At 55.9% G+C, this 22,448-nt stretch carries 14 protein-coding genes, 1 pseudogene and 1 riboswitch; of the genes and pseudogenes, 9 read left to right on the top strand and 6 right to left on the bottom strand.

Features of this window, described 5'->3' with window-relative positions:
- Positions 1-39: 39 nt before the first annotated feature.
- From M8006_RS01325 to hglS (M8006_RS01310), 4 genes are all read left to right on the top strand, one after another.
- A complete protein-coding gene (locus M8006_RS01325) occupies positions 40-861 on the top strand; it encodes a flagellin N-terminal helical domain-containing protein (RefSeq protein WP_284046878.1) in 822 nt (273 codons plus the stop codon).
- Positions 862-1,070: 209 nt separating this feature from the next.
- Positions 1,071-2,324 (top strand): 2-aminoadipate transaminase, encoded by a 1,254-nt coding sequence (locus M8006_RS01320; RefSeq protein WP_250079252.1) that lies wholly within the window; start codon positions 1,071-1,073, stop codon positions 2,322-2,324.
- Positions 2,321-5,449, top strand: coding sequence for a D-2-hydroxyglutarate dehydrogenase YdiJ (gene ydiJ, locus M8006_RS01315; RefSeq protein ID WP_250079250.1), 3,129 nt, complete (start codon positions 2,321-2,323; stop codon positions 5,447-5,449). The genes M8006_RS01320 and ydiJ overlap by 4 nt, the downstream gene beginning before the upstream one ends.
- Complete coding sequence (hglS, locus tag M8006_RS01310; RefSeq protein WP_250079247.1) at positions 5,446-6,798, top strand: 2-oxoadipate dioxygenase/decarboxylase HglS; 1,353 nt, start codon at positions 5,446-5,448, stop codon at positions 6,796-6,798. The genes ydiJ and hglS (M8006_RS01310) overlap by 4 nt, the downstream gene beginning before the upstream one ends.
- Positions 6,799-6,921: 123 nt before the next feature.
- Here the strand turns inward: hglS (M8006_RS01310) and amaA are convergent, their stop codons facing one another.
- The 3 genes from amaA to amaB all read right to left on the bottom strand — a co-directional run bounded on the left by amaA (position 6,922) and on the right by amaB (position 11,289).
- Entirely contained in the window at positions 6,922-8,214 is a 1,293-nt protein-coding gene (gene amaA / locus M8006_RS01305) for an L-pipecolate oxidase (protein ID WP_250079245.1), read from the bottom strand.
- Positions 8,215-8,271: 57 nt separating this feature from the next.
- A complete protein-coding gene (nhaC, locus tag M8006_RS01300; RefSeq protein ID WP_250079243.1) occupies positions 8,272-9,726 on the bottom strand; it encodes a Na+/H+ antiporter NhaC in 1,455 nt (484 codons plus the stop codon).
- Positions 9,727-9,795: 69 nt separating this feature from the next.
- Positions 9,796-11,289, bottom strand: coding sequence for an L-piperidine-6-carboxylate dehydrogenase (amaB, locus tag M8006_RS01295; RefSeq protein ID WP_250079241.1), 1,494 nt, complete (start codon positions 11,287-11,289; stop codon positions 9,796-9,798).
- A gap of 123 nt (positions 11,290-11,412) precedes the next feature.
- Between amaB and gcvA the strand changes: the two genes are divergently transcribed.
- Positions 11,413-12,297: a transcriptional regulator GcvA gene (gene gcvA / locus M8006_RS01290; RefSeq protein ID WP_250079240.1), complete on the top strand. Its 885-nt coding sequence runs from the start codon at positions 11,413-11,415 to the stop codon at positions 12,295-12,297.
- A 40-nt stretch (positions 12,298-12,337) separates the two neighbouring features.
- On the opposite strand, the pseudogene M8006_RS01285 reads toward gcvA, so the two are convergent.
- Positions 12,338-12,874, bottom strand: a pseudogene (locus M8006_RS01285) (BCCT family transporter); the annotation flags it as partial.
- Between the two features lie 382 nt (positions 12,875-13,256).
- On the opposite strand from M8006_RS01285, the gene hglS (M8006_RS01280) reads away from it, so the two are divergent.
- Positions 13,257-14,639 (top strand): 2-oxoadipate dioxygenase/decarboxylase HglS, encoded by a 1,383-nt coding sequence (gene hglS, locus M8006_RS01280; protein ID WP_250079239.1) that lies wholly within the window; start codon positions 13,257-13,259, stop codon positions 14,637-14,639.
- 7 nt (positions 14,640-14,646) lie between these two features.
- Here the strand turns inward: hglS (M8006_RS01280) and M8006_RS01275 are convergent, their stop codons facing one another.
- Complete coding sequence (locus M8006_RS01275; RefSeq protein WP_250079237.1) at positions 14,647-15,558, bottom strand: homocysteine S-methyltransferase family protein; 912 nt, start codon at positions 15,556-15,558, stop codon at positions 14,647-14,649.
- A gap of 460 nt (positions 15,559-16,018) precedes the next feature.
- Between M8006_RS01275 and ovoA the strand changes: the two genes are divergently transcribed.
- Positions 16,019-18,166 carry a 5-histidylcysteine sulfoxide synthase gene (gene ovoA / locus M8006_RS01270; RefSeq protein WP_250079234.1) on the top strand — a complete coding sequence of 716 codons (2,148 nt, stop codon included), beginning with the start codon at positions 16,019-16,021 and terminating at the stop codon, positions 18,164-18,166.
- Positions 18,167-18,172: 6 nt separating this feature from the next.
- Here ovoA and M8006_RS01265 read toward each other — a convergent pair whose 3' ends face one another.
- Complete coding sequence (locus M8006_RS01265; RefSeq protein WP_250079231.1) at positions 18,173-19,252, bottom strand: ADP-ribosylglycohydrolase family protein; 1,080 nt, start codon at positions 19,250-19,252, stop codon at positions 18,173-18,175.
- Positions 19,253-19,403: 151 nt separating this feature from the next.
- Positions 19,404-19,570, top strand: a riboswitch (TPP riboswitch).
- A gap of 78 nt (positions 19,571-19,648) precedes the next feature.
- Here M8006_RS01265 and tenA point away from each other — a divergent pair.
- Both tenA and thiC read left to right on the top strand, forming a co-directional pair.
- The gene (tenA, locus tag M8006_RS01260) at positions 19,649-20,347 is read left to right on the top strand and encodes a thiaminase II (protein WP_250079230.1); all 699 of its coding nucleotides are present in this window, start codon (positions 19,649-19,651) and stop codon (positions 20,345-20,347) included.
- Positions 20,348-20,379: 32 nt separating this feature from the next.
- Complete coding sequence (gene thiC / locus M8006_RS01255; RefSeq protein ID WP_250079228.1) at positions 20,380-22,269, top strand: phosphomethylpyrimidine synthase ThiC; 1,890 nt, start codon at positions 20,380-20,382, stop codon at positions 22,267-22,269.
- Positions 22,270-22,448: the final 179 nt, after the last annotated feature.

Here is a 22,448-nt window from a genome sequence, read left to right as displayed (position 1 = left end):
CTGGATTTTGAGTGGGCTAACTTCCTCTGGAGGCGTGCGTTGATCAGCCTAAATACCAATGTGATGTCGCTTATCGTGCAGAATAATCTGCGCGGCAGTCAGCAGGCCATGCAGACCGCAATGCAGCGCCTCTCTTCCGGGTTACGCATCAATAGCGCCAAGGATGACCCCGCTGGCCAGGCAATTGCCAACCGTATGACAGCCCAAATCAGCGGTATGAACCAGGCGATCCGCAACACCAATGATGGCATCTCCATGGTGCAAACGGCGGAAAGCTCGCTTGATCAGATTAACGACAACCTGCAGCGCATTCGTGAGCTGAGTGTCCAAGCGGCTAACGGCACCAACTCATCAACGGATCTTGTCTCTATTCAAGACGAAATTGACCAACGCTTAGCAGAGATCGACCGTATCGTCGGCGGGAGTAACTTCAACGGCATTGAGCTGATTAACGTGTCAAAGTCGTTAAATATCCAGGTCGGTGCTAACGATGGCGATAGCATCGCGGTGCGTTTTGACGGTATGAATTTGCAGGCGCTAGGCCTGGAGGGGTTTAGTGTACTCGATGATGGCAGCGCGACAGAAAACCCATTAACCGTCATGGATGACGCCATTAAGCGCGTAGATCGTCAACGCAGCTATATGGGCGCCGTGCAAAATCGCTTTGAAAGCGTGATCAATGGGCTCAATACCAACATTATCAACACCTCCGCTGCTCGGTCGCGCATTCAGGATGCCGATTACGCCCAGGAAGTCTCCAACCTTATTCGTGCCCAAATTCTGCATCAGGTAGGCATCGCGATTTTGGCCCAGGCCAATCAGCAGCCGCAGATGATTCTGCGCCTGCTGGAAGGGTTGTAGCGCTCTTATCGTTTACTTCTGGGGTGCGTTAATTTAAAAAAACCATTCCTTTTTTGCAGTATTGCGCTTTTTTTACTTTATATACCGGCTATTATTTCTATTAACATTCCATTTTGGAATGTATTGAGCGTTTTTTTTCGTTTGTGAACCATTGCGTGAATTTGCTTTGATACTGCCATTCACACGAAATGACAGGAGACGTCACGGCAATGGATCTTCCACGTGTAAGTGCCGCGCTGGGTGTCATACACCCGATTTGTATTGCGCGTGGGCGTAATGCTGAAGTTTGGGATGAAGCCGACCAGCGTTATATCGATTTTATCGGTGGCATTGGCGTGCTGAATCTTGGCCATAGCCATCCAGCGGTTGTTGAAGCCGTTAAAGCCCAAGTCGAGACCTTGATGCACTCTGCTTTTAATGCGCTGCCGCATCGAGGCTATCTAGCGGTAACGGAAGCGCTGAATCAGTTCGTGCCGGTCTCGTATCCGTTGTCGTGCATGTTGACGAACAGTGGCGCAGAGGCCTCCGAAAATGCGCTTAAAGTTGCCCGCGGCGTGACGGGGCGGCAAGCGGTTATTGCGTTTGATGATGCTTTTCATGGCCGGACGCTGGCAGCGTTAAACCTAAATGGCAAAGTTAAACCTTACAAATCGGGATTAGGCGCCTTGCCGGGGCCGGTTTATCACCTGCCTTTTCCTGGCCGGGACAGCGGTGTGACAGCCGAGCAGGCGCTGGCTGCGCTGGAGAGGCTGTTTGACGTTGAAATACCCGCAGATGAAGTCGCCAGCATTATCGTTGAGCCCATTCAGGGCGAAGGTGGTTTTCGTTTACTCTGCCCGCAGTTTGCCAAAGCACTGCGAGACGTTTGCGATAAACACAACATCTTATTGATTTGTGACGAAATTCAGTCTGGTTTTGGGCGAACTGGCCAGCGGTTTGGCTTTACCCATTTGGGCATCGAGCCGGATCTCTTGCTAATGGGGAAGAGTATGGCTGCAGGCCTGCCGCTGGCCGCAGTGGTAGGCCGACGCGAATTAATGGATGCGTTGCCCAAAGGTGCCTTGGGCGGTACTTACTCGGGTAATGCAGTGGCCTGCGCGGCTGCACTGGCCGTGATGGATGTCATGCAGGAAGAGGCGCTAAGTGCATGGTCAGATGCACAAGAAGCGGCGATTATCAGTGCTTATCAGCGCTGGAAAGCAAGCGAGCGCTTCCCCATGATGGGGGCGATGACAGGCATTGGCGCCATGCGCGGCATTGTCTTTGAAGACACTGAAAACGCGACGGGGGCAGAGCACCTGGCCAACCTGTTGGCAGCCGGTCGTGATGCCGGGGTTTTATTAATGCCCAGTGGCCGTAAACGTAATGTCCTGCGCTTATTGCCGCCTTTGACCACCGAACCAGAGATCATGGCAGAAGGCCTGGGGCTCATCGAGCAGGCGCTGGAGACGCTCAAGGCATGATCGCAACGCTGGGTGAGGTGCCGCTGGCAAGTCATTATGCTGAGTTCCTAGACGCGCTGGCGGCCTGCGGCTTTGAGGGCGAAATCGCCCCGGATTATGCCAATCGCACGGTGCTTTCCACCGACAACTCAATCTATCAGCGCCTCCCGCAGGCGGCGGTCTACCCCAAGCATGGCGAAGATCTAGAACGCCTCACCCGTTTGGCCGCACAAACCACCCATCGGGGAATTGTGTTAACGCCCCGCGGCGGCGGCACCGGCACCAACGGTCAGTCGCTAACAGACGGTATCGTGGTGGATGTCTCCCGTCATATGCACCAGATCCTAGAGATCGATGTTGAAAGCCGCCGGGTGCGCGTCCAGGCGGGGGCGATCAAAGACCAGCTCAACGCGGCGCTCAAACCCCACGGGCTGTTTTTCGCCCCGGAGCTCTCCACCTCCAATCGCGCCACCCTTGGCGGCATGATCTCGACCGATGCCAGCGGCCAGGGCAGTTGCGAATACGGCAAAACCCGCGATCACGTACTGGAACTGGATACCATTCTGATCGGCGGTCAGCGCCTACACAGCCGTGCCTTAACCCAAGACGAAGAACAGACCGAGCGCCAGCAGGCAGGCATTCTTGGCCGCGTGCATACCACCGCCGCCGAGATTATCGACCAGCAGCGTGAGCTGATTGCGGCAAAATTTCCGTCGCTCAACCGCTGTTTAACCGGCTACGATTTAGCCCACCTGCGCGATGGGGACGGCCAGCTTAATCTCAACAGCCTGCTGTGCGGCTCGGAAGGTTCATTAGGCTTTTTGAACGAAGCCGTGCTCAATGTGCTGCCCATCCCCAAGCACTCCACGCTGGTCAACGTGCGCTATACCAGTTTTATGGACGCCCTGCGTGATGCCAAAACGCTGAAAGCCGCCAGCGCTCGACCCACCTCCATCGAAACGGTGGATGACACCGTCCTCCAGCTCGCCATGGAGGACTTTGTCTGGGACAGCGTGGCCGAGTTTTTCCCGGCCACGAGAACGGCGCCGATTCGTGGCATCAATCTGATCGAGTTTAATGACGACGATGAGAGCGCCCTGGCCGCCCGGGTTGAAGCCTTCACCAACCATCTAAGCCAATACACCAGCGTAGAGCGACTGGGCTACACCCTGGCCGAAGGGCGCGGACAGATTCAGAAAGTCTATGCCATGCGCAAACGTTCGGTGGGCCTGCTCGGCAATGTCCAGGGCGAGAAGCGCCCGATTCCATGTGTGGAAGATACCGCCGTGCCGCCGGAGCATCTGGCGGACTTTATCGCCGAGTTCCGCGCCGCGCTCGATGCCCGCGGGCTATCCTATGGGATGTTTGGCCATGTGGATGCGGGGGTGCTGCACGTACGCCCCGCCATCGATATGAAGGATCCCGAGCAGGAGAAGCTGATTCGCGCGGTGTCCGATGAAGTGGCAGCGCTCACCCAAAAATACGACGGCCTGCTGTGGGGCGAACACGGCAAGGGCGTGCGCTCGGAGTACGCTCCCAGGTTCTTTGGCGAAATCTACCCCAGCCTGCAGCGGGTCAAAGCCGCCTTTGACCCCTTCAACCAGCTTAACCCCGGCAAGATCGCAACGCCCTCCGAGAGCGACAAGCTCATCGCCAAGGACAGCGCCCCTGATCTGCTGACCATCGATGGCGTGCCGATGCGCGGCCAGCTCGACCGCACCATCGACGAGCGTGCCTGGCAGGCCTACGACGCCGCGGTCTACTGCAACGGCAACGGCGCCTGCTATAATTACGACCTTGACGACCCCATGTGTCCCTCCTGGAAGGCCACGCGGGATCGCCGCCATTCACCCAAAGGCCGCGCCAGCCTGATTCGCGAATGGCTGCGCCTGCAGTCTCAGGCGGGTATCGATGTGGTGGAAGAGTCGCGCAAGAAAAAAGCCGAAGGCGGCTGGGGCTTTATCAAAAGCTTCCCGCAGCGGGTAGCCAACACGCTGAGCCGCAAGCAGCACCACGATTACTCTCACCAGGTTTACGACGCCATGGCCGGTTGCCTGGCGTGCAAATCCTGCGCCGGGCAGTGCCCGATCAAAGTGAACGTGCCGCAGTTCCGTTCGCAGTTTTTAGAGGTCTACCACGGCCGCTACCTGCGCCCGCTGCGCGACTACGTGATTGGCGGCACCGAGTTTATGCTGCCCACCCTGGCCAAGGCCGCGCCGCTGTATAACGCGGTGATCGGTCAGCGCTGGGTAGAGCAGTTAATGCGCCGCACGCTGGGCATGAGCAATTCCCCTACGCTTTCACAGGCTAGTGTTAAAAAGCAGCTCAACGCCTGGGGCATCGCCGAGGCAACGCCGCTCTCGCTGGCGCTGTTAACCGAACAGCAGCGCGCCAACAGCGTGATTATTGTTCAGGACGCCTTCACCACCCACTTTGAAGCCAAGCTGGTGATGGATGTCGTCGAGCTGTTATCGCGTTTAAACCTACGTGTGTTTGTGATGCCCTTTTCGGCGAACGGCAAACCACTCCAGGTGCAGGGCTTTTTGGGCGCCTTCGAGCGTACTGCCGCCAAGCAGGCAGAGCGGCTGGGCACCCTGGCGCGCTTTGATATCCCCATGGTGGGTATCGACCCGGCGATGACGCTGACCTACCGCCAGGAATACGTCAAAGCACTAGGAAATAAGGCCGTACCGGACGTACTGATGTTGCAGGAGTGGCTGGTCACCCGGCTCAACACCCTTGCTACCCGCCCGCTTAAGCTCACCGACCCAGGCTTTAAGCTGCTCTCCCACTGCACCGAGAAGACCAACGCGCCGGGCAGTCCCAAAGCGTGGCAGCAGGTATTTGCCGCCTTTGGTTTAGAGCTTGAGCTAATGGCCACTGGCTGCTGCGGTATGTCCGGCACCTACGGCCACGAAACCCGCAACGCCGCTACGTCAAAAACGATCTACGCCCAGTCCTGGCAGCCCCAGGTCGAGGCAGAGGAAAACGCAGGCAAGCTACTGGCCACCGGCTACTCCTGCCGCAGCCAGGTGAAGCGTTATTCCGCACAAACGCTTGAACACCCACTTCAAGCGCTATTGGCGCAATTGACGTCGGTATCTCACCGTTATCCTAACAATAGGCAAGAGAGAGCAATAAAATGACCCTTCTTTCCACCAATGATGTTCGCGACCGTTTCTCTAAGGCCATGTCGGCCATGTATCAGGCAGAAGTGCCGCAGTACGGCACGCTGCTTGAACTGGTGGAAAGTGTTAACCAGGAAACCCTTAGCCAGCAGCCTGAACTGCACCGTCGACTGGAAGCTCAAGGAGAGCTGGCACGTTTGACTGTAGAGCGCCACGGAGCGATACGTGTGGGAACAGCTGACGAGCTTTCCATGCTGCGCCGTCTGTTTGCCGTCATGGGCATGTATCCGGTGGGTTATTACGACCTTTCTGAAGCGGGGGTGCCGGTTCACTCAACGGCCTTCCGGCCCATTGATGATGACGCTCTGGCAATGAACCCTTTCCGGGTGTTTACCTCGCTACTGCGTTTAGAACTCATTGAAAGTGAAGCACTGCGCCAGCGTTCAGAAGAAATTCTGGCGAAACGCGATATTTTTACCCCGGGTGCGCGTGAGCTCATTGAGCGTCATGAAACCCAGGGGGGATTAACCAGTGAGGAAGCCGACCAGTTTGTAACGGAAGCACTGGAAACCTTCCGCTGGCACCAGGATGCCACTGTTGATCTGGATACCTATCAGGCCCTACATGATGAGCACCGGTTGATTGCTGATGTGGTGTGCTTCCGCGGGCCGCATATCAATCACCTGACGCCGCGTACCTTGGATATTGACGAAGTACAGCGCCGCATGCCGGAAATGGGCATGAACCCAAAAGCCGTCATTGAAGGGCCGCCGCGCCGTGACTGCCCCATTTTGCTGCGCCAAACCAGCTTTAAAGCGTTAGAAGAACCCATTCGCTTTGCCGGTGACGCCCAAGGTACCCATACCGCACGTTTTGGTGAAATCGAGCAGCGTGGGATGGCGCTAACGCCGAAAGGTCGCGCACTGTATGACCAGTTGCTTAATGAAGGCCGCAAACAAACCGCTGGGCTGGATAACGATGAATATCAAAGGGTCATGCAAGACGTCTTTGCCAAGCTTCCTGATAATGACGAGGCCATGCGCCGGGAGGGCCTGGCGTATTTTCACTATCACCTGACAGCCGCAGGTCAGGCCGTTAAAGAGAGTGCCGGTCAAGATATGGAGGTGTTGATCGAACAAGGCCTGGTGGAAGCCCAGCCAATTACCTATGAAGACTTTCTACCGGTCAGCGCGGCGGGCATTTTCCAATCGAACCTGGGGGGAGGGAAGAACGAGGCCTATGCGGGTAACGCTAATCGTGGCGCCTTTGAAGCAGCGCTAGGTGTTCAAGTAACGGATGAACTATCACTCTATGCGGAACGCGAAGACGCTTCTAAAGCCAAGGTGTTGGCAGATCTACAAGGCTGAACCCGCGTCCCCCCCTATTAGGCAGCACAAGGATGGCTGCCTGGTGCATTGAAAGGTTAAAACAACGTGCGTCTGCGATTCACCCGAGGCGCACGTTGTGATTGAAGACCTATCGATGCGTTATTAGATAAGCACTCGTAGACACTGGCCCGCATGATATAGCGAGAAACCGCTTTCATAGGCACAGCTCCATAACGGGCGTGCTTTAATGGGTTTAGGCTGCGATAACGGCAGAGGGAGCAGGCTGTCATCGCCCTTGGCAATATAGTGAGCAAACCCCTCACCAACCACGGTACCGGTGGTAACACCGCGCCCGTTGTAACCGGTGGCTGACAATATTCCGGGGGCCGGTTCAAAAATACGTAAGGTGTGGTCAGGGGTAAAAGCGACCTTGCCCGTCCAGGTGTATTGCCAGCGAACGTTGCCGAGCGCAGGGAAGTAGTGGTTTTGTATCGTATCGGCCCAACGGGTCAGGTAGGCCAGCGGCTTGCCTTCGCCTTTGCCCAGGCTGCCCAGTAACAGGCGACCCTCCTTATCGCGACGGATGCTGCTCAGCACAGTTCGCGTGTCCCAGGCACCTTGCTTGCCTGGAAGAATCGCCTCGGCGGCTTCGCCGATGAGGGGCTCTGACGCAAGCTGATAGAAGTGGCCAGTGAAAAAGTGCTTGCGGATTTGGTTCCAGTCATCTTCTGTATAGGCGTTGGTGGCCATCACCACTCTGTTCGCGGTCACGCTACCGTCTTGAGTCAACACGCGCCAGCGATCTCCTTGTCGCTCGATACCGGTGACTGCACTGTGGCAGTAAAGCGTGGCGCCTAAGTTGGCTGCTGTGCGAGCAAGCCCTCGCGTATAAGCGCATGGATTGATAGTGCCCGCGCGCTCATCAAGAAGCGCTGCCTGTATCTGGGACGTGCCGGTCGCAAGCTCGCATGCCTCACCTTCCAGGAGCGTCACCGACGCCCCACGGTTTTGCAACTGATCGCGACGGCGGGCGAGTTCTTGGCAGCCTTTGGCGTTATGGCCAAGGTGCAGCGTGCCTGTTCGGGTAGCATCGCATGCGATCCCATGGCGCTCGATGAGATCGAAGACCTTTGACGGCGCGCCGCCCAGCACCGTGTTAGCCCGCTCACCGTCGTCTTTGCCTAGTGCGGCCACAATGTCATCAGGGGGTATCCAAAGCCCGGCATTGACCAGACCAACATTGCGTCCTGACCCGCCACTGGGGATATCCCTCGCCTCCAGCAAGGTTGCTTGGATACCTTGCTCGGCCAGATGCAACGCGGTGGAGAGACCCGTAATCCCGCCGCCCACGACACACACATCGACCTCTTCATGGCTGGCTAACGCGGGGTATTCGGGAGGTGTTTCAGCGCTCGTTTCGGGCCAAAGGCAGCGCTCGGAGAGTGTTGTTGGCATTTTAATACCTCCTTAAAAAGAAGCGCAGGCCGGCCCAAGGCCGACCTTATGTGGCTATTAAGTCGCTTGAGAGGTGGGAACAGAGTGTGGCGCTTCAGTCGTGTTTGTTTCAGGCTGCTCAGGTTCGTCGCGGGGAATAAAGCGGCCGGTGAGTGCCCAAAGCAGTCCGAATAGCGGCGATAGCCAGCAAGCAAAGGCGAAAGGTGCATAAGCCAGTGTGGGTACACCGATGGTCGACGACACAAACCCACCGCCCATGTTCCAGGGAATCAATGGAGAAGAGAGCGTGCCGTTGTCTTCGATTGAGCGCGACAGCGTACAGGTTTTGTAGCCCATGGCCTGATACTGACCTCTTAGCAAACGGCCGGGTAACACCAGCGTTGTATACACATCGCCGATAATCGTGCTCACCGCGAGCGTCGTGCCGGAGCTTGTCGCCACCAGGCTGAAGCGACCTTTGATCAGCCGCATTAGCTGCTTGATGATCGCATCCACAGTGCCATACGCCTCCAGCATGCCTGCGAACCCCAACGCAAAGAACGTCAAGGTAACCACCCAGGTCATGGAGAGCACGCCACCACTGCTTAGCAGTGCATCAATCGCCGAATTGCCGGTATTGCTGCTAAAACCATTCTGCATGGCATCGAATACGGCGTGTAAGGTTTCGCCTTGCACACCGATGGCCACCAAGCCGCCTATCGCCGCACCGGTAAAGATGGTGGGAAAGGGAGGAAACTTGAACAGTGCCAGACCAATCACAACGACGGGTGGGATCAGCGTTACCCACGAAAGTGTAAAGGTGTCATCAAGGGCCTGGCGAAAGGTGGCAATATCCGTGCTGCTTTCAAACTGACCGCCATAGTCAGCGCCCAACCACACATAAAGCACCAACGCTATGAGCATTGCGGGCACTGTGGTCGCCATCATGCTGCGTATATGGCTCCATAGATCCGTTTCACAGACCGCCGGTGTTAAATTGGTCGTCTCTGATAAGGGCGACATTTTATCGCCAAAGAAGGCACCTGAAACGAGTGCCCCGCCAGTCAGGTGCATGGGAATGCCCAACCCCTCGCCGATGCCCATCAGGGCAAGCCCGAGTGTCCCTACCGTCCCCCAGGAAGTGCCCGTTGCGAGCGATACCAGGGCACTAATCACACAAGTAGCGACGAGGAAATAGGAGGGCGAAACCAGTTGAAAACCATAATACATCAGCGTGGGCACTGTGCCGGAAAGGATCCAGGTGCCAATCACCATGCCAACCGCCAGGAGAATGAAAATGGCGGGCATGCCGAGCTTGACCACCTCCAGCATGGAGGCTTCCATTTTTTCCCAGGGAACGCCCCGTATACGCCCGCATATGGCGCAAATCATAATGCCGAAGGCTAACGGAATATGGGGGGTAAAGTCGGAGAAGATAAAAAACTGCAGTATAAGAATGGCGGTAGTGGCCAGCAGCGGTAGTAGCGCCATCGCGAGGCCCGGCGTCGGGCCGATTTGGACATCGTCACGCATACATCACCTTCTTTTTTATGTTGTTCGTAAGGGCTCCTTGCATAAGAGCCCTTGCTTGATGGGGAAGGGTTAGTCGAATTTAATGCCTTGAGCTAACGGCAGTTCGCGGGAGTAGTTCACGGTATTGGTTTGGCGACGCATATAGCTCTTCCAGACGTCAGACCCTGACTCACGACCGCCGCCGGTCTCTTTCTCGCCGCCAAAGGCGCCGCCAATTTCAGCGCCACTGGGGCCGATGTTGACGTTAGCGATGCCGCAATCGCTGCCGACGGCGGAGACGAAGGTTTCAGCCTCACGCACATCGGTTGTAAAGATGCAGGATGACAGCCCCTGGGGAACGTCATTATTGGTGGCAATGGCCTCATTCAGCTCTTGATAGGTGAGCACATAGAGAATGGGCGCAAAGGTTTCGTGCTTGACCAGCGAATTTTGCTCGGTTACCTCAACAATGGCGGGTTCCACATAGTAGCCGTCATCGTTATTGGCAACGTCGACACGTTCGCCCCCGAAGACATTCGCGCCCTGCTCACGCGCTTTGGCCAGTACGCTCTGCATTGCGTCGAAGGCCTGGTGATCAATCAGTGGGCCTACCAGACTGCCTTCCAATGGGTTGCCAATGCTCACCCCTTGGTAAGCCTTTTTCAGCCGCGCCAACACGTCATCCTTGATGGACTCATGAACGATCAAGCGGCGTAGCGTGGTGCAGCGCTGGCCTGCCGTACCGACCGCGGAGAAGAGAATGGCGCGCGTCGCCATGTCCAGGTCGGCACTGGGTGCCAAAATCATCGCATTGTTGCCGCCCAGCTCGAGAATGCTACGGCCAAAGCGCGCCGCCACGTTGGGACCGACTTCGAGACCCATACGGGTGCTGCCAGTGGCACTGATAAGCGCCACGCGTGAGTCATCCACTAGCTGCTCGCCTGCTGCCCGTTCGCCAATAATCACCTGGCTCAAATGCTTGGGCGCTTCATCACCGAACGCCTCAATCGCGCGATCCAATAATGCTTGGCAGGCGAGTGCTGTTAACGGGGTTTTTTCAGAAGGCTTCCATAGCAGGCTATTGCCACATACCAGGGCCAGGGCCGAATTCCATGCCCAAGGGGCAACAGGAAAGTTGAAGGCGGTAATCAGGCCAATCGGGCCCAATGGATGCCAGCTCTCACGCATATGGTGGCCGGGGCGCTCGGAAGCAATGGTTAGGCCAAACAACTGGCGAGATTGGCCAACGGCGAGATCGCAAATATCGATCATTTCCTGAACTTCGCCCAGGCCTTCCGGAAGGATTTTGCCGCACTCCCAGGTGACCAACTCGCCCAATGATTGTTTATGTTCGCGCAGTTGCTCGCCAAACAGGCGAACCAGTTCACCGCGGCGGGGTGCTGGCACACGCTTCCAGGCTAAAAAAGCTTTTTCTGCATTCGCGATAGCGGTATCCACTTCGCTGCTGGTGGAGGTTGTTAGACGACCAATCTCGCTGCCATTAATGGGGGTGGTCACAACAAGGTCACCGCCTTGATACTGCTCTTTTGCGACGCCCATTTTTTCCATCAGGGAATGAATCATTGCTTCACCAAATATTGAGTTGTGAGTAAATTGTTTGCGGGGCCAGTATTGCTAGGGTATTGGTGAGCCATCAAACGATGTTTATGAAAAATATCATTCCTTTATTTCATAAGGTGGGTTGGGATGCGACGTCGACATTTGCCTTCATTAAGCGGCTTGCACTGTTTTGAAGCAGCTGCACGTCATCTAAGTTTCACCCGTGCAGCGGATGAGCTCAGCTTGACCCAGAGCGCCGTGAGCAAGCAGGTTTCGCATCTGGAAGCGACGCTGCAACATCCGCTATTCAGGCGGGTAAGAAAGCGGTTGCATCTAACGCCGGAAGGGGCGGTTTACTTGAGTGAAGCGCGCAAAATCCTGGCCCAGGTGGAGATGTCGACGCGCTATATGCAGTCCTATGGCGTGGAGTCCGATGTATTGAATGTTGCCACCTTGCCCACTTTTGGTGCGCGTTGGCTCATCCCACGATTGAACGGATTTCGTTTTAAACACCCGAGCATTAACCTCAATATTTCGAATCGAGCAGAACCCTTTGACATGCAAAAGGAGCGCATTGAGATTGCCTTCTTTTTTGGCCATGGGGTATGGCCGCGTGCCGAATGCGTCAAGTTATTGGATGAGGAAGTCGTGCCTGTGTGTGCGCCTAGCGTGATGGAGCAAACGGACGTCAATGACCCGCTCGCACTCACCAAGATGATCCTGTTGCAGGTATCGACGCGTCCGGAAGCCTGGCACGACTGGTTTGAAGCCCAGAACCTATATACCGAGCACAGCTACCACGGGCCAAGGTTTGATACCTTTTATATGGCACTAAGAGCCGCGCGAGCAGGGTGTGGTGTCGCGTTAGTGCCGAAATTTCTTGCTCAGGAAGAGCTTGATGAGGGGAAACTAGTTATTCCCTGGCCGTTCTCACTCAACAGTCAGGATGCTTACTATATGGCCTACCCAGAACACATGGCTGATCTGCATAAGGTCAAATCATTTACTGAATGGATTAAAGCGCGACTTTAAGTGCCAAGCAGCGTTACTCGCTGCTTAGCACTTTAATGCGTTACTCGGTAATGCCCTGTTCCCGCGCCATGGCGTAAGCAGCCTTGGGGCCGTGCCATAGCGTAGGCAGCAGGATCAGCGAAACGGGAATGGCGGTGATCACGATAAACTGCTGTAGTGCGCTGATTTGCCCGGCGCCCATGTTCAGCAATAACGCCGCCATCAGCGCCATGGCGATCCCCCAGAAAGCGCGAATGTAAGGGTTGGGGTTGTCATGACCGGCACCGACAACGGCGATGGCGTAGCTCATCGAGTCACCGGTAGTCGCCACGAAAATGGTCGTTAACAGCAAAATCGCCAGTGCCATCCAGGTGCCGCCGGGCAGCGCCTGCGCAACGGTTAGTGTGGCCACGTCAAACTGGAAGTTGTTCAGCGCTTCAGTCAGCTCAATGGCACCGCTGAGCTGGTAGTAGATGCCTGACCCACCGAGCAGGGTAAACCATACGCTGGTGGCAATCGGTGCGATAACGGCGACCGCGACAATCATTTGGCGAATGGTGCGGTCACGAGAAATGTGCGCCACAAAAATGGCCAGAAGGTGCGTATTTCTGGCATTGGCGGCGGGGGTAAAGGCCAGGCCAATGGCGATGAAAAAGGTGGCGATCAGCAGTAGTTCAAAATAGGTACCGAACACGCGTGCCATCCAGGCGAAGCCGGTACTGATGCTATTGGCAACTACATCAACGTCGTAAAGCGACAGGCCAACAAAGGCCACGATAAAGCCAATTAGCAGCCGCAGATGATTCTGCGCCTGCTGGAAGGGCTGTAGAGATCCCTAAGAAGCCATTTGCTTATGCAGCTTAAAGCTCATGCGCCTGCTCTCGGAGGAATGGCTGAAGAAACGCCCTGGATGTCAGCAACGAATACCCTCTATAGTTCATCTGACCATCAAGGACCCTACAGCTAAAGAGAGCTACGAAATGACCCAAACAACCTTGCTTCCCACCGATGAGGTTCGCGACCGTTTCTCTAAGGCCATGTCGGCCATGTATCAGGCAGAAGTGCCGCAGTACGGCACGCTGCTTGAGCTGGTGGAAAGCGTGAACCACGAAACGCTTCACCAACAGCCTGAGCTTCATCGCCGCTTGGAAGCCCAGGGCGAGTTGGCCCGTTTGAGCGTAGAGCGTCATGGAGCGATTCGCGTGGGAACCGCCGATGAGCTTTCCATGCTGCGGCGGCTGTTTGCCGTGATGGGGATGCATCCGGTGGGCTATTACGATCTTTCCGAAGCGGGGGTGCCGGTTCATTCAACCGCCTTCCGGCCTATCGACGATGACGCCCTGGCGATGAACCCTTTCCGCGTTTTTACCTCGCTACTGCGTTTAGAGCTCATTGGAAGCGAGACGCTACGCCAGCGTTCAGAAGAGATTCTGGCCAAGCGAGATATTTTTACTCCGGGCGCGCGGGAGCTCATCAAGCGCCACGAAACCCAGGGCGGGTTAACCAGCGAAGAGACTGACCAGTTTGTCACGGAAGCGCTGGAAACCTTCCGTTGGCACCAGGATGCCACGGTCGATCTGGAGACCTATCAGGCCCTACATGACGAGCACCGATTGATTGCCGACGTGGTGTGCTTTCGCGGGCCGCATATCAATCACCTAACGCCGCGCACTTTGGATATCGATGCAGTACAGCGCCGCATGCCGGATGTGGGCATGAACCCCAAAGCGGTGATCGAAGGGCCGCCGCGCCGTGACTGCCCCATTTTGCTGCGCCAAACCAGCTTTAAAGCGTTAGAAGAGTCGATTCGCTTTGCCGGTGATGCGCAAGGTACCCACACCGCGCGCTTTGGTGAAATTGAGCAGCGCGGCGTGGCGCTAACACCGAAAGGCCGTGCGCTGTATGACCAGTTGCTTAATGAAGGCCGCAAACAAGCCGCTGGGCTGGATAACGATGAATATCAAAGGGTCATGCAAGACGTCTTTGCCAAGCTTCCTGATAATGACGAGGCCATGCGCCGGGAGGGTTTGGCGTATTTTCACTATTACCTGACAGCCGCAGGTCAGGCCGTTAAAGAGAGTGCCGGTCACGATATTGAAGGGTTGATCGAACAAGGTCTGGTGGAAGCCCAGCCAATTACTTATGAGGACTTTCTACCGGTTAGCGCGGCGGGCATTTTCCAATCAAACCTGGGGGAAGGGCAGAATGATGCCTACGCGGGTAACGCGAATCGCGATGCCTTTGAGGACGCGCTGGGTGCTTCGGTCACCGACGAGCTATCGCTCTACGCAGAGCGCGAACGGGCATCGAAAGCGAGTGTGTTGGCGAGGTTAAAAACGGGTGCATCTTATGACACGGCATAAATATGACTCAAGACGACACTAGGCGGTGTCCTTTGGCAGTGAGGTGTTCGGCCAGAGTGGCAATATGAGCGGGGCTAACTTCACAGCAACCGCCGACGATAGTAGCACCCTGTTCAATCCACTTTAGCGCATGCGCGGTGTAGGCTGCGGGGTCAAGATCTGTGCGCGCTGTTAGCTTGTCCACTGTACCACCGGGTTGAAGTGGGGCGATGGAGGTAAAACCGTTGGCGTACCCGCCGAATGGAACGCCAAGGTTAGCAAGCTCATGCATAGCAGTCGTTACCGCTTCTGGCACGGAACAGTTCACCACGATGCGCTCAGCGCCAAGGGACACGACGTCTCGTGCCACTGCTGCCAGCAGTTCACCGGAGCGCAAGCGTGTACCATCGTTGTCATCCACCGTAAACGCTACCCACACTGGGCGCTGACTTTCCACTGCTGCCACCGTAGCAGCACGTGCCTCGCGAGCCAGCGACATCGTTTCGCACAGAAACACATCAACCCCGTCAGCCTGGCGGGCGACGATGCGCCGATAGTCACGCTGGCAGGTAGCGTCGTCTGGCACGCTATCTGGGTGATAGCTTGCAACCAACGGCGGTAAGCAACCGGCGATGCGCACTTCCTGATGGCTACCATCGCGCGCTTGATGAGCGGCACTCAGCGCAGCAGCATGCAGCAATTCAAACATACCGGGCTTGCCGTCGCGGGCTAAGCGCAGCGGTGTTGCACTGTAGGTGTTGAGCGTGATGACACGGGCACCGGCTTCGATAAAATTGCGGTGAACGTGAGTCACCAGGTGAGGCTCGTCGAGCATGACCTGGGCAGACCACAGAGGTGACACGGGTCGATGACTGAGCTTCCTAAGTTCTTGGCCCATCCCGCCGTCGAGCAGCACTATGTTTTCTTTGTCATGGATCATCAGGTTGATATCTTCTTTTGGCTTGAAAGTACGACGTTATTATATACCAAGTAAACTATAAATAACGTTAATGCATTGATTTTAATTGATGTTTCGTTATTCCCTCAGGGGCGCCCGTCTTCAGCGAGTAGGCGACAAAAGTGTGCCCCCAAGAGTCGTCATCACTTACCACCATAAAGGCTCAACCTAGCTTAGGCGTAGCTCTGGCAAGTATGTGTACATATATGTACAACTATAGGTAGCTTTTGTATGACTTCTTGGTTTTTAATGTTCTATGGTATCTATTTACACAAAGTAAAGGCAGCGGTGATAACAGAGACACCACGCCAAAACGGGGTGAGATGGTCAGGCGCTATTTCAAGCCCTATAAAAAGGTCAAATGCTAACGTTTTGGTTTGCCGCTTTAGTAAAAAGCCTGATGAAAGCCCATATTTTTAAAGATAAAAAGGTGTTCTAAGAGATGACTATTACACGCTCCCCCGCAGGGCTCCAAGCATCAACATCGTCTGCTCTCTTCCCTCGCTCCGTAATGCTGGCGGGTGAAGACCCTGAAGCAACACGCCGAGAGATCGAGGCCTGTTTTACCGCGACGTTCGACCGCTACGAGTCGCTTTTTACCACGCTAGTGAGTGAGGAAGCGTACGTTCGAAAGTCTATCCCGCTTAGGCACCCGCTGATTTTCTACCTTGGGCATACCGCGACGTTTTTCGTCAATAAACTGGTGCTGGCGAAACTTCTGCCGACGCGTATTGATCCGAATATGGAGTCTATTTTCGCGGTTGGTGTCGATGAAATGAGCTGGGATGACCTGAATGATGACCATTATGAATGGCCGTCAGTCAGTGAGGTGATGGCGTATCGCGGCTACGTTCGCACAGCGGTGCTCAGTTTAATCCGTGAGCTCCCGCTGTCGTTGCCCGTTGGGTGGGACAGCCCGTTCTGGCCTATTGTGATGGGTATCGAGCACGAGCGGATTCATCTGGAAACGTCATCCGTGCTGATTCGCCAGCAGCAGCTTCATCTGGTCACACCTCAGTTGGAATGGGAGCCTGTTCGGGTGAGCGGTGAACCGCCGGAAAATAGCCTGATTACCGTGCCGAAAGGGGAAGTGAAATTAGGTAAGTCCTTCGATGACGCTTATTACGGTTGGGACAACGAATACGGCCATCATCACGCTAATGTGGATGAATTCAAGGCCAGCCAGTTTCTGGTCAGCAACAGTGAGTTTCTGGAATTTGTTGAAGCAGGCGGGTATCTGACCGATGAGTTCTGGACGGAAGAAGGCCTGGGCTGGCGCAACTTTGCCAAGGCAACGCATCCGACATTTTGGGTGTGGAAAAACGAGTGGTTTTTGCGCTTGATGACCGAAGAGGTCGAAATGCCTTGGGACTGGCCGGTGGAGGTCAACTTCCACGAAGCCAAGGCGTTCTGTCACTGGAAGAGCGAGCAAATTTGCCAGCCGGTGCGCATGCCGACAGAAGATGAGTGGCATCGTCTGGTTGAAGAGGCAGGTGTCACCGAGCTTGCAAGCGACGCGCCTGCCAATGCCAACCTGCACTTGGATCACGGCGCCTCTTCCTGCCCGGTCACGCGCTTCCAGCATGGCCAGTGGTTTGATGTTGTCGGCAACGTCTGGCAATGGATGGAAACACCCACCTATCCGTTTCCAGGCTTTGATGTGCATCCGCTATACGATGACTTCACCACGCCGACGTTCGATAACCAACACAACCTGATCAAAGGCGGCTCCTGGATTTCCTGTGGTAACGAAACCCGGCTTAGCGCCCGCTATGCGTTTCGCCGCCACTTCTTCCAGCATGCGGGCTTCCGCTATGTGGTGTCGGATGCCGAAGTCAAGATGCCCAGCGCCTACTACGAAAGCGATGCCCGCATGACCGAGTACGCGGAATTCCATTATGGCGATGAGTGGTTTGGCGTGGCCAACTTCCCGCAGGCCTTGGCCAACAAGGCGCTAGCCGCCATGGCCGGTCGTGAAAAGAAACGCGCTCTGGATTTGGGCTGCGCCAGCGGGCGCGGCAGCTTTGAGCTGGCCCGTGAATTTGAGCAGGTTGACGGCGTAGACTTTTCGGCCAACTTTATCCGCCAGGGCGCGGAAATGGCCGAGCAGAAAGTGCTGCGCTATACCCGGGTGGAAGAAGGCGAGCTGGTTAGCTACCAAGAGCGCACGCTGGCGAGCCTGGGGCTTGAAAACGCCGCGAGTCGCGTTAGCTTTCACCAGGGCGATGCCTGCAATCTCAAACCGCAGTTCAGCCGCTATGATCTCGTGTTGGCCGCGAATTTGATCGACCGCCTGTATAAACCTGCCCAGTTTTTGCAAACCATTCACGAGCGCATTAATGCGGGCGGCATCTTGATGGTCGCCTCGCCTTATACCTGGCTGGAAGAGTACACGCCGAAGGAAGAGTGGATTGGTGGGTTCAAGAAGGATGGCGAAAACGTCAGCACCTTGGATGGTTTGAAGGCGCTGCTTGACCCCCACTTCCGTATGGTCAGCGCGCCTGAAAAAGTGCCCTTTGTGATTCGCGAGACCATGCATAAATATCAGCATAGCCTCTCGGAAGTGACGCTGTGGGAGCGTCGCGCCTAGCGAGGTTTATAAAACAAGCTGCTCAATGGCCCGGTTAATCGATGCATGTTCGGTTAACCGGGCGAACAGACTTTCATCGGCTTCACCGTTGATCAATCCCAGTAATACTCCCAGTACGGCGCCTCGGTGTACGTTGTCACCGCCAATTTCGGCGTTGATCTGCAAGGCTTTTAACGGAGTTTTGTGGTATTTGCAGGCAAGATATAGCACCGCGGGCCAGGCATCCGTAATGTAACAGGCGGTGGATAAAACACGTCCGACCACCTCGCGTTCGGTATACTGGCTTTCAACCAGCTTTGTCAGGTCACGCTTTGACAGGCTTCGGGTGGCCTTGAGTAGAGACTCCTCTACCAAGTCGTCACTGTCTCTAAATAACAAGCCGTCAATCAGTTCCACATAGGCGTCACACACGTCCGCCAGAAAACGGTCCGGGTGGGTCAAAGCAAGGTGCTGACGGCACAGCTTGCGGGTATCCGCCAATGAGGTGCCTTTCAGGCGTTCGCTAATGACAAGCGGCGCAATGGTGATCAAGCCACCAATCGAAGGTGTGTCGTGAGTCACTGCGCCACACTGCTTGGGCGGCAACCCCTTTTCCAGATTGGCGAAAAAACCGCGATGGTAAGATTCGGCGTAAGTATCCGGGTGGGCGGGTATCTCTGCCGTCATCAGCTGGATGTAGGCCTGTAAAAAGGCATCGCTATCATAATGCTGGTCGGGTTCTGCCAGGGTGTGCATGAGTGTTAACGCACAGTGGGCGTTGAGCGTGTTATCGCCTGGGCTCATACCCTGATGATAATGTACGTTTGGGCGATTCCAGTAGCTTTGCTTCCCCTTCAGAATGACACCGCCGACAAGCTCGAGCTGTTGGCTGCCTGCACGCTTGCGGCCACCTCCGCTGGTGGAGTGCATCGACATGATCGATGAAGGATGAAAGTCAGGCGGTGCTTCGAAGGTGTTGATTCCCTCAGGAAACGCGCGGTCAATATCGTGAACGCTGTAGAACCAGTGCACGGGCATGGCCAGTGCATCGCCAATAAACAGGTTTCTAAGCGCGGCAATCGCTCTTGATGATACGTTATCTGTCATGGGTCTGATCCTTTAACGCTGTGTCACTAATGTGTGACGATGCTGTTGTTGAAAATCTTTGTAACATCATCGCGCTGTATTAAACATCCTGCTGTCGAACACGCACTCCCAAACTGTTGCGGCAATAAACCCCTTCCATTAGACTGATACGACTTGCTTGACGGGGTGCCGGTGAATCCGGCTGAGATGGCGCAGGTGTGATGCCAAGAGCATGTCCACCACAAGCGCTGGTCCCGCTGAACCTGATCCGGCTAATGCGTTGCTGCTTTTATGATAGGCAGCGCGGGTACCGGCGTAGGGATCAAGCGATGGCCATGGCTTCTTTTCACGCCGCCTTCCGCGCCATTTCCTCGATCTCACCCGCCTGCCCTCCGGATCATTACTACCGGAGGCATCATGGGCTACCGCTTTACTGATCTCACCACCGCCTGCCAGCAAGAGTGGCGCGCCTATATCGAGCACGATTTTGTGCGTCAGTTGGGCAACGCCACGCTGCCAGAGGCGTCGTTTCGCCACTACTTAAAGCAGGATTACCTGTTTTTGATTCACTTCGCCCGCGCCTACGCGCTGGCGGCTTATAAAAGCCCCACCCTCGCCGATCTTCGCCAAGCTCACGAAGGCTTAAAAGCCATTGTCGATGTGGAGCTAGGGCTGCACGTGGGCTTTTGCCAGGAATGGGGGATTTCCGAGCAAGAGCTGGAAACGCTTCCCGAAGCCAAGGCCACCCTGGCCTATACCCGCTATGTGCTGGATACCGGCAACCGCGGCGATCTGCTCGATTTGCACGTGGCGTTGGCCCCCTGCTTGGTGGGCTATGGCGAAATCGCCAACTGGCTGAACGCTCAGCCATCTACCCTGCGCGGCGCGCAAAACCCCTATGACGCCTGGATAGCCATGTACGAAGGCGACGAGTTTCAGGCCGCCATGCAGGCGGAGCTTGAATGGCTCAACACCCGCCTTGCTGACGTTACCCCCGCCCGCTTTGCCGAACTAAGCAAGATCTTCCGCGATGCTACCCGCCTGGAAATCGACTTCTGGCAGATGGGCATAGAGCGAATAGACCAAGACCTGATAGACGCCGACCTCACCCACTAACCCTGTAAAACAATAATCTCACGGAGACCACAATGAGCAAGACTAGCCACTTTTTAGCCGAAACCGCCCAGGTTGATGCCGCCGCCATTGCGCCGCTGCCCGGCTCGCGGAAAGTGTATGTCGAAGGCTCGCGGCCGGATATCCGCGTGCCATTCCGGGAAATTTCGCTATCGCCGACCAAAACCACCGGTATTGATGAAGAGAATCCGCCACTGCTGGTGTACGACACCTCCGGTCCTTATTCCGACCCGAACGCCAGCATCGATTTACGCAAAGGCCTGCCAACGTTACGCCGGGCCTGGATCGAGGAACGTGATGACACCGAGTTTCTCGCGGGCCCTACGTCGGATTACGGCAACCGCCGCGCCAACGACCCCACGCTCGCCCAGCTGCGCTTTGATTTAACCCGTACCCCGCGCCGGGCAAAAGCGGGCAAAAATGTGACCCAGCTTTATTACGCGCGCCAAGGCATTATCACCCCCGAGATGGAATTCATCGCCATCCGCGAGAATCAACGTCGTCAAACGTTAGGTACTGCTGAAGTCGAGCGCATTCTGGGCCATCAGCATGCTGGCGAGGGGTTTGGGGCACGCCTACCCGACGAGATAACCGCGGAGTTTGTACGCCAGGAGGTCGCCAAAGGGCGGGCGATTATTCCCAATAACATCAACCACCCGGAAAGCGAGCCGATGATTATTGGCCGTAACTTCCTGGTCAAGATTAATGGCAACCTGGGCAACTCGGCGGTCACGTCTTCTATCGAAGAAGAGGTGGATAAGATGACCTGGGGCATCCGCTGGGGCTCGGATACCGTCATGGACCTGTCCACCGGCCAGAACATCCATGAAACCCGGGAATGGATCATTCGCAATGCCCCGGTCCCCATTGGCACGGTGCCCATCTATCAGGCGCTGGAAAAAGTCAAAGGCGTGGCTGAAGACCTCACTTGGGAAGTCTTCCGCGATACGCTGATCGAGCAGGCCGAACAGGGCGTGGACTACTTCACCATTCACGCGGGGGTACTGCTGCGTTACGTGCCCCTCACCGCCAAGCGGGTGACGGGCATTGTGAGCCGCGGCGGCTCGATCATGGCCAAGTGGTGCCTGTTCCATCACCAGGAGAGCTTCCTGTACACCCACTTCGAAGATATCTGCGAAATCTGCAAGCAGTACGACGTGGCGTTCTCCCTCGGCGATGGCCTGCGCCCCGGCTCGGTAGCCGATGCCAACGATGAAGCACAAATGGCAGAGCTTAAAACCCTGGGTGAATTGACCCATATCGCTTGGAAGCACGATGTGCAGGTGATGATCGAAGGCCCCGGCCATGTGCCCATGCATCTGGTGAAAGAAAACATGGATAAGCAGCTGGAGTACTGCGACGAGGCCCCCTTCTATACGCTTGGCCCGCTGGTCACGGATATCGCCCCTGGCTACGACCACATTACCTCCGGCATTGGGGCGGCGATGATTGGTTGGTTTGGCTGCGCGATGCTCTGCTACGTGACCCCCAAAGAGCACCTGGGCCTACCCAATAAAGACGACGTTAAAACCGGCATCATCACCTACAAGATTGCTGCGCATGCGGCGGACTTAGCCAAGGGCCACCCGGCCGCCCAGCGGCGCGATAACGCCCTTTCCAAAGCGCGCTTTGAGTTCCGCTGGGAAGACCAGTTCAACCTGGGCCTAGACCCGGACACCGCCCGTGAATACCACGACGAAACCCTGCCCAAAGACTCCGCCAAGGTGGCGCATTTCTGTTCCATGTGCGGGCCGAAGTTCTGCTCCATGAAGATCAGCCACGAAGTGCGTGAATACGCTGCTGAACACGGCCTAGACGGCGATCAGGAGACAATAATGAAAGGCATGGAAGAGCAGGCGGAGAAGTTTCGCCAGAAAGGCAGCGAGTTGTATCAGGAGGTGTAATCTAGCGGCCTACCGACCAGCTTAACTACGCAATGTGGCTCTTGAGGTTAACAAACCTCGAGAGCCACTTTTTTACTTAAGGGGGAGATAACAAAGAAAGCTTTGTGTATGATTATCATTCACTGAATAATCAGGCCAACGAGCCATTTAAAACCCAAACGATTCAAGGAACGGATACC

This window comes from Halomonas llamarensis, assembly GCF_023555005.1.
Classification (GTDB): Bacteria; Pseudomonadota; Gammaproteobacteria; order Pseudomonadales; family Halomonadaceae; genus Vreelandella; species Vreelandella llamarensis.
The sequence above is the reverse complement of the archived record's forward strand: the minus strand, read 5'-3'. Positions and strand labels throughout refer to the sequence as shown.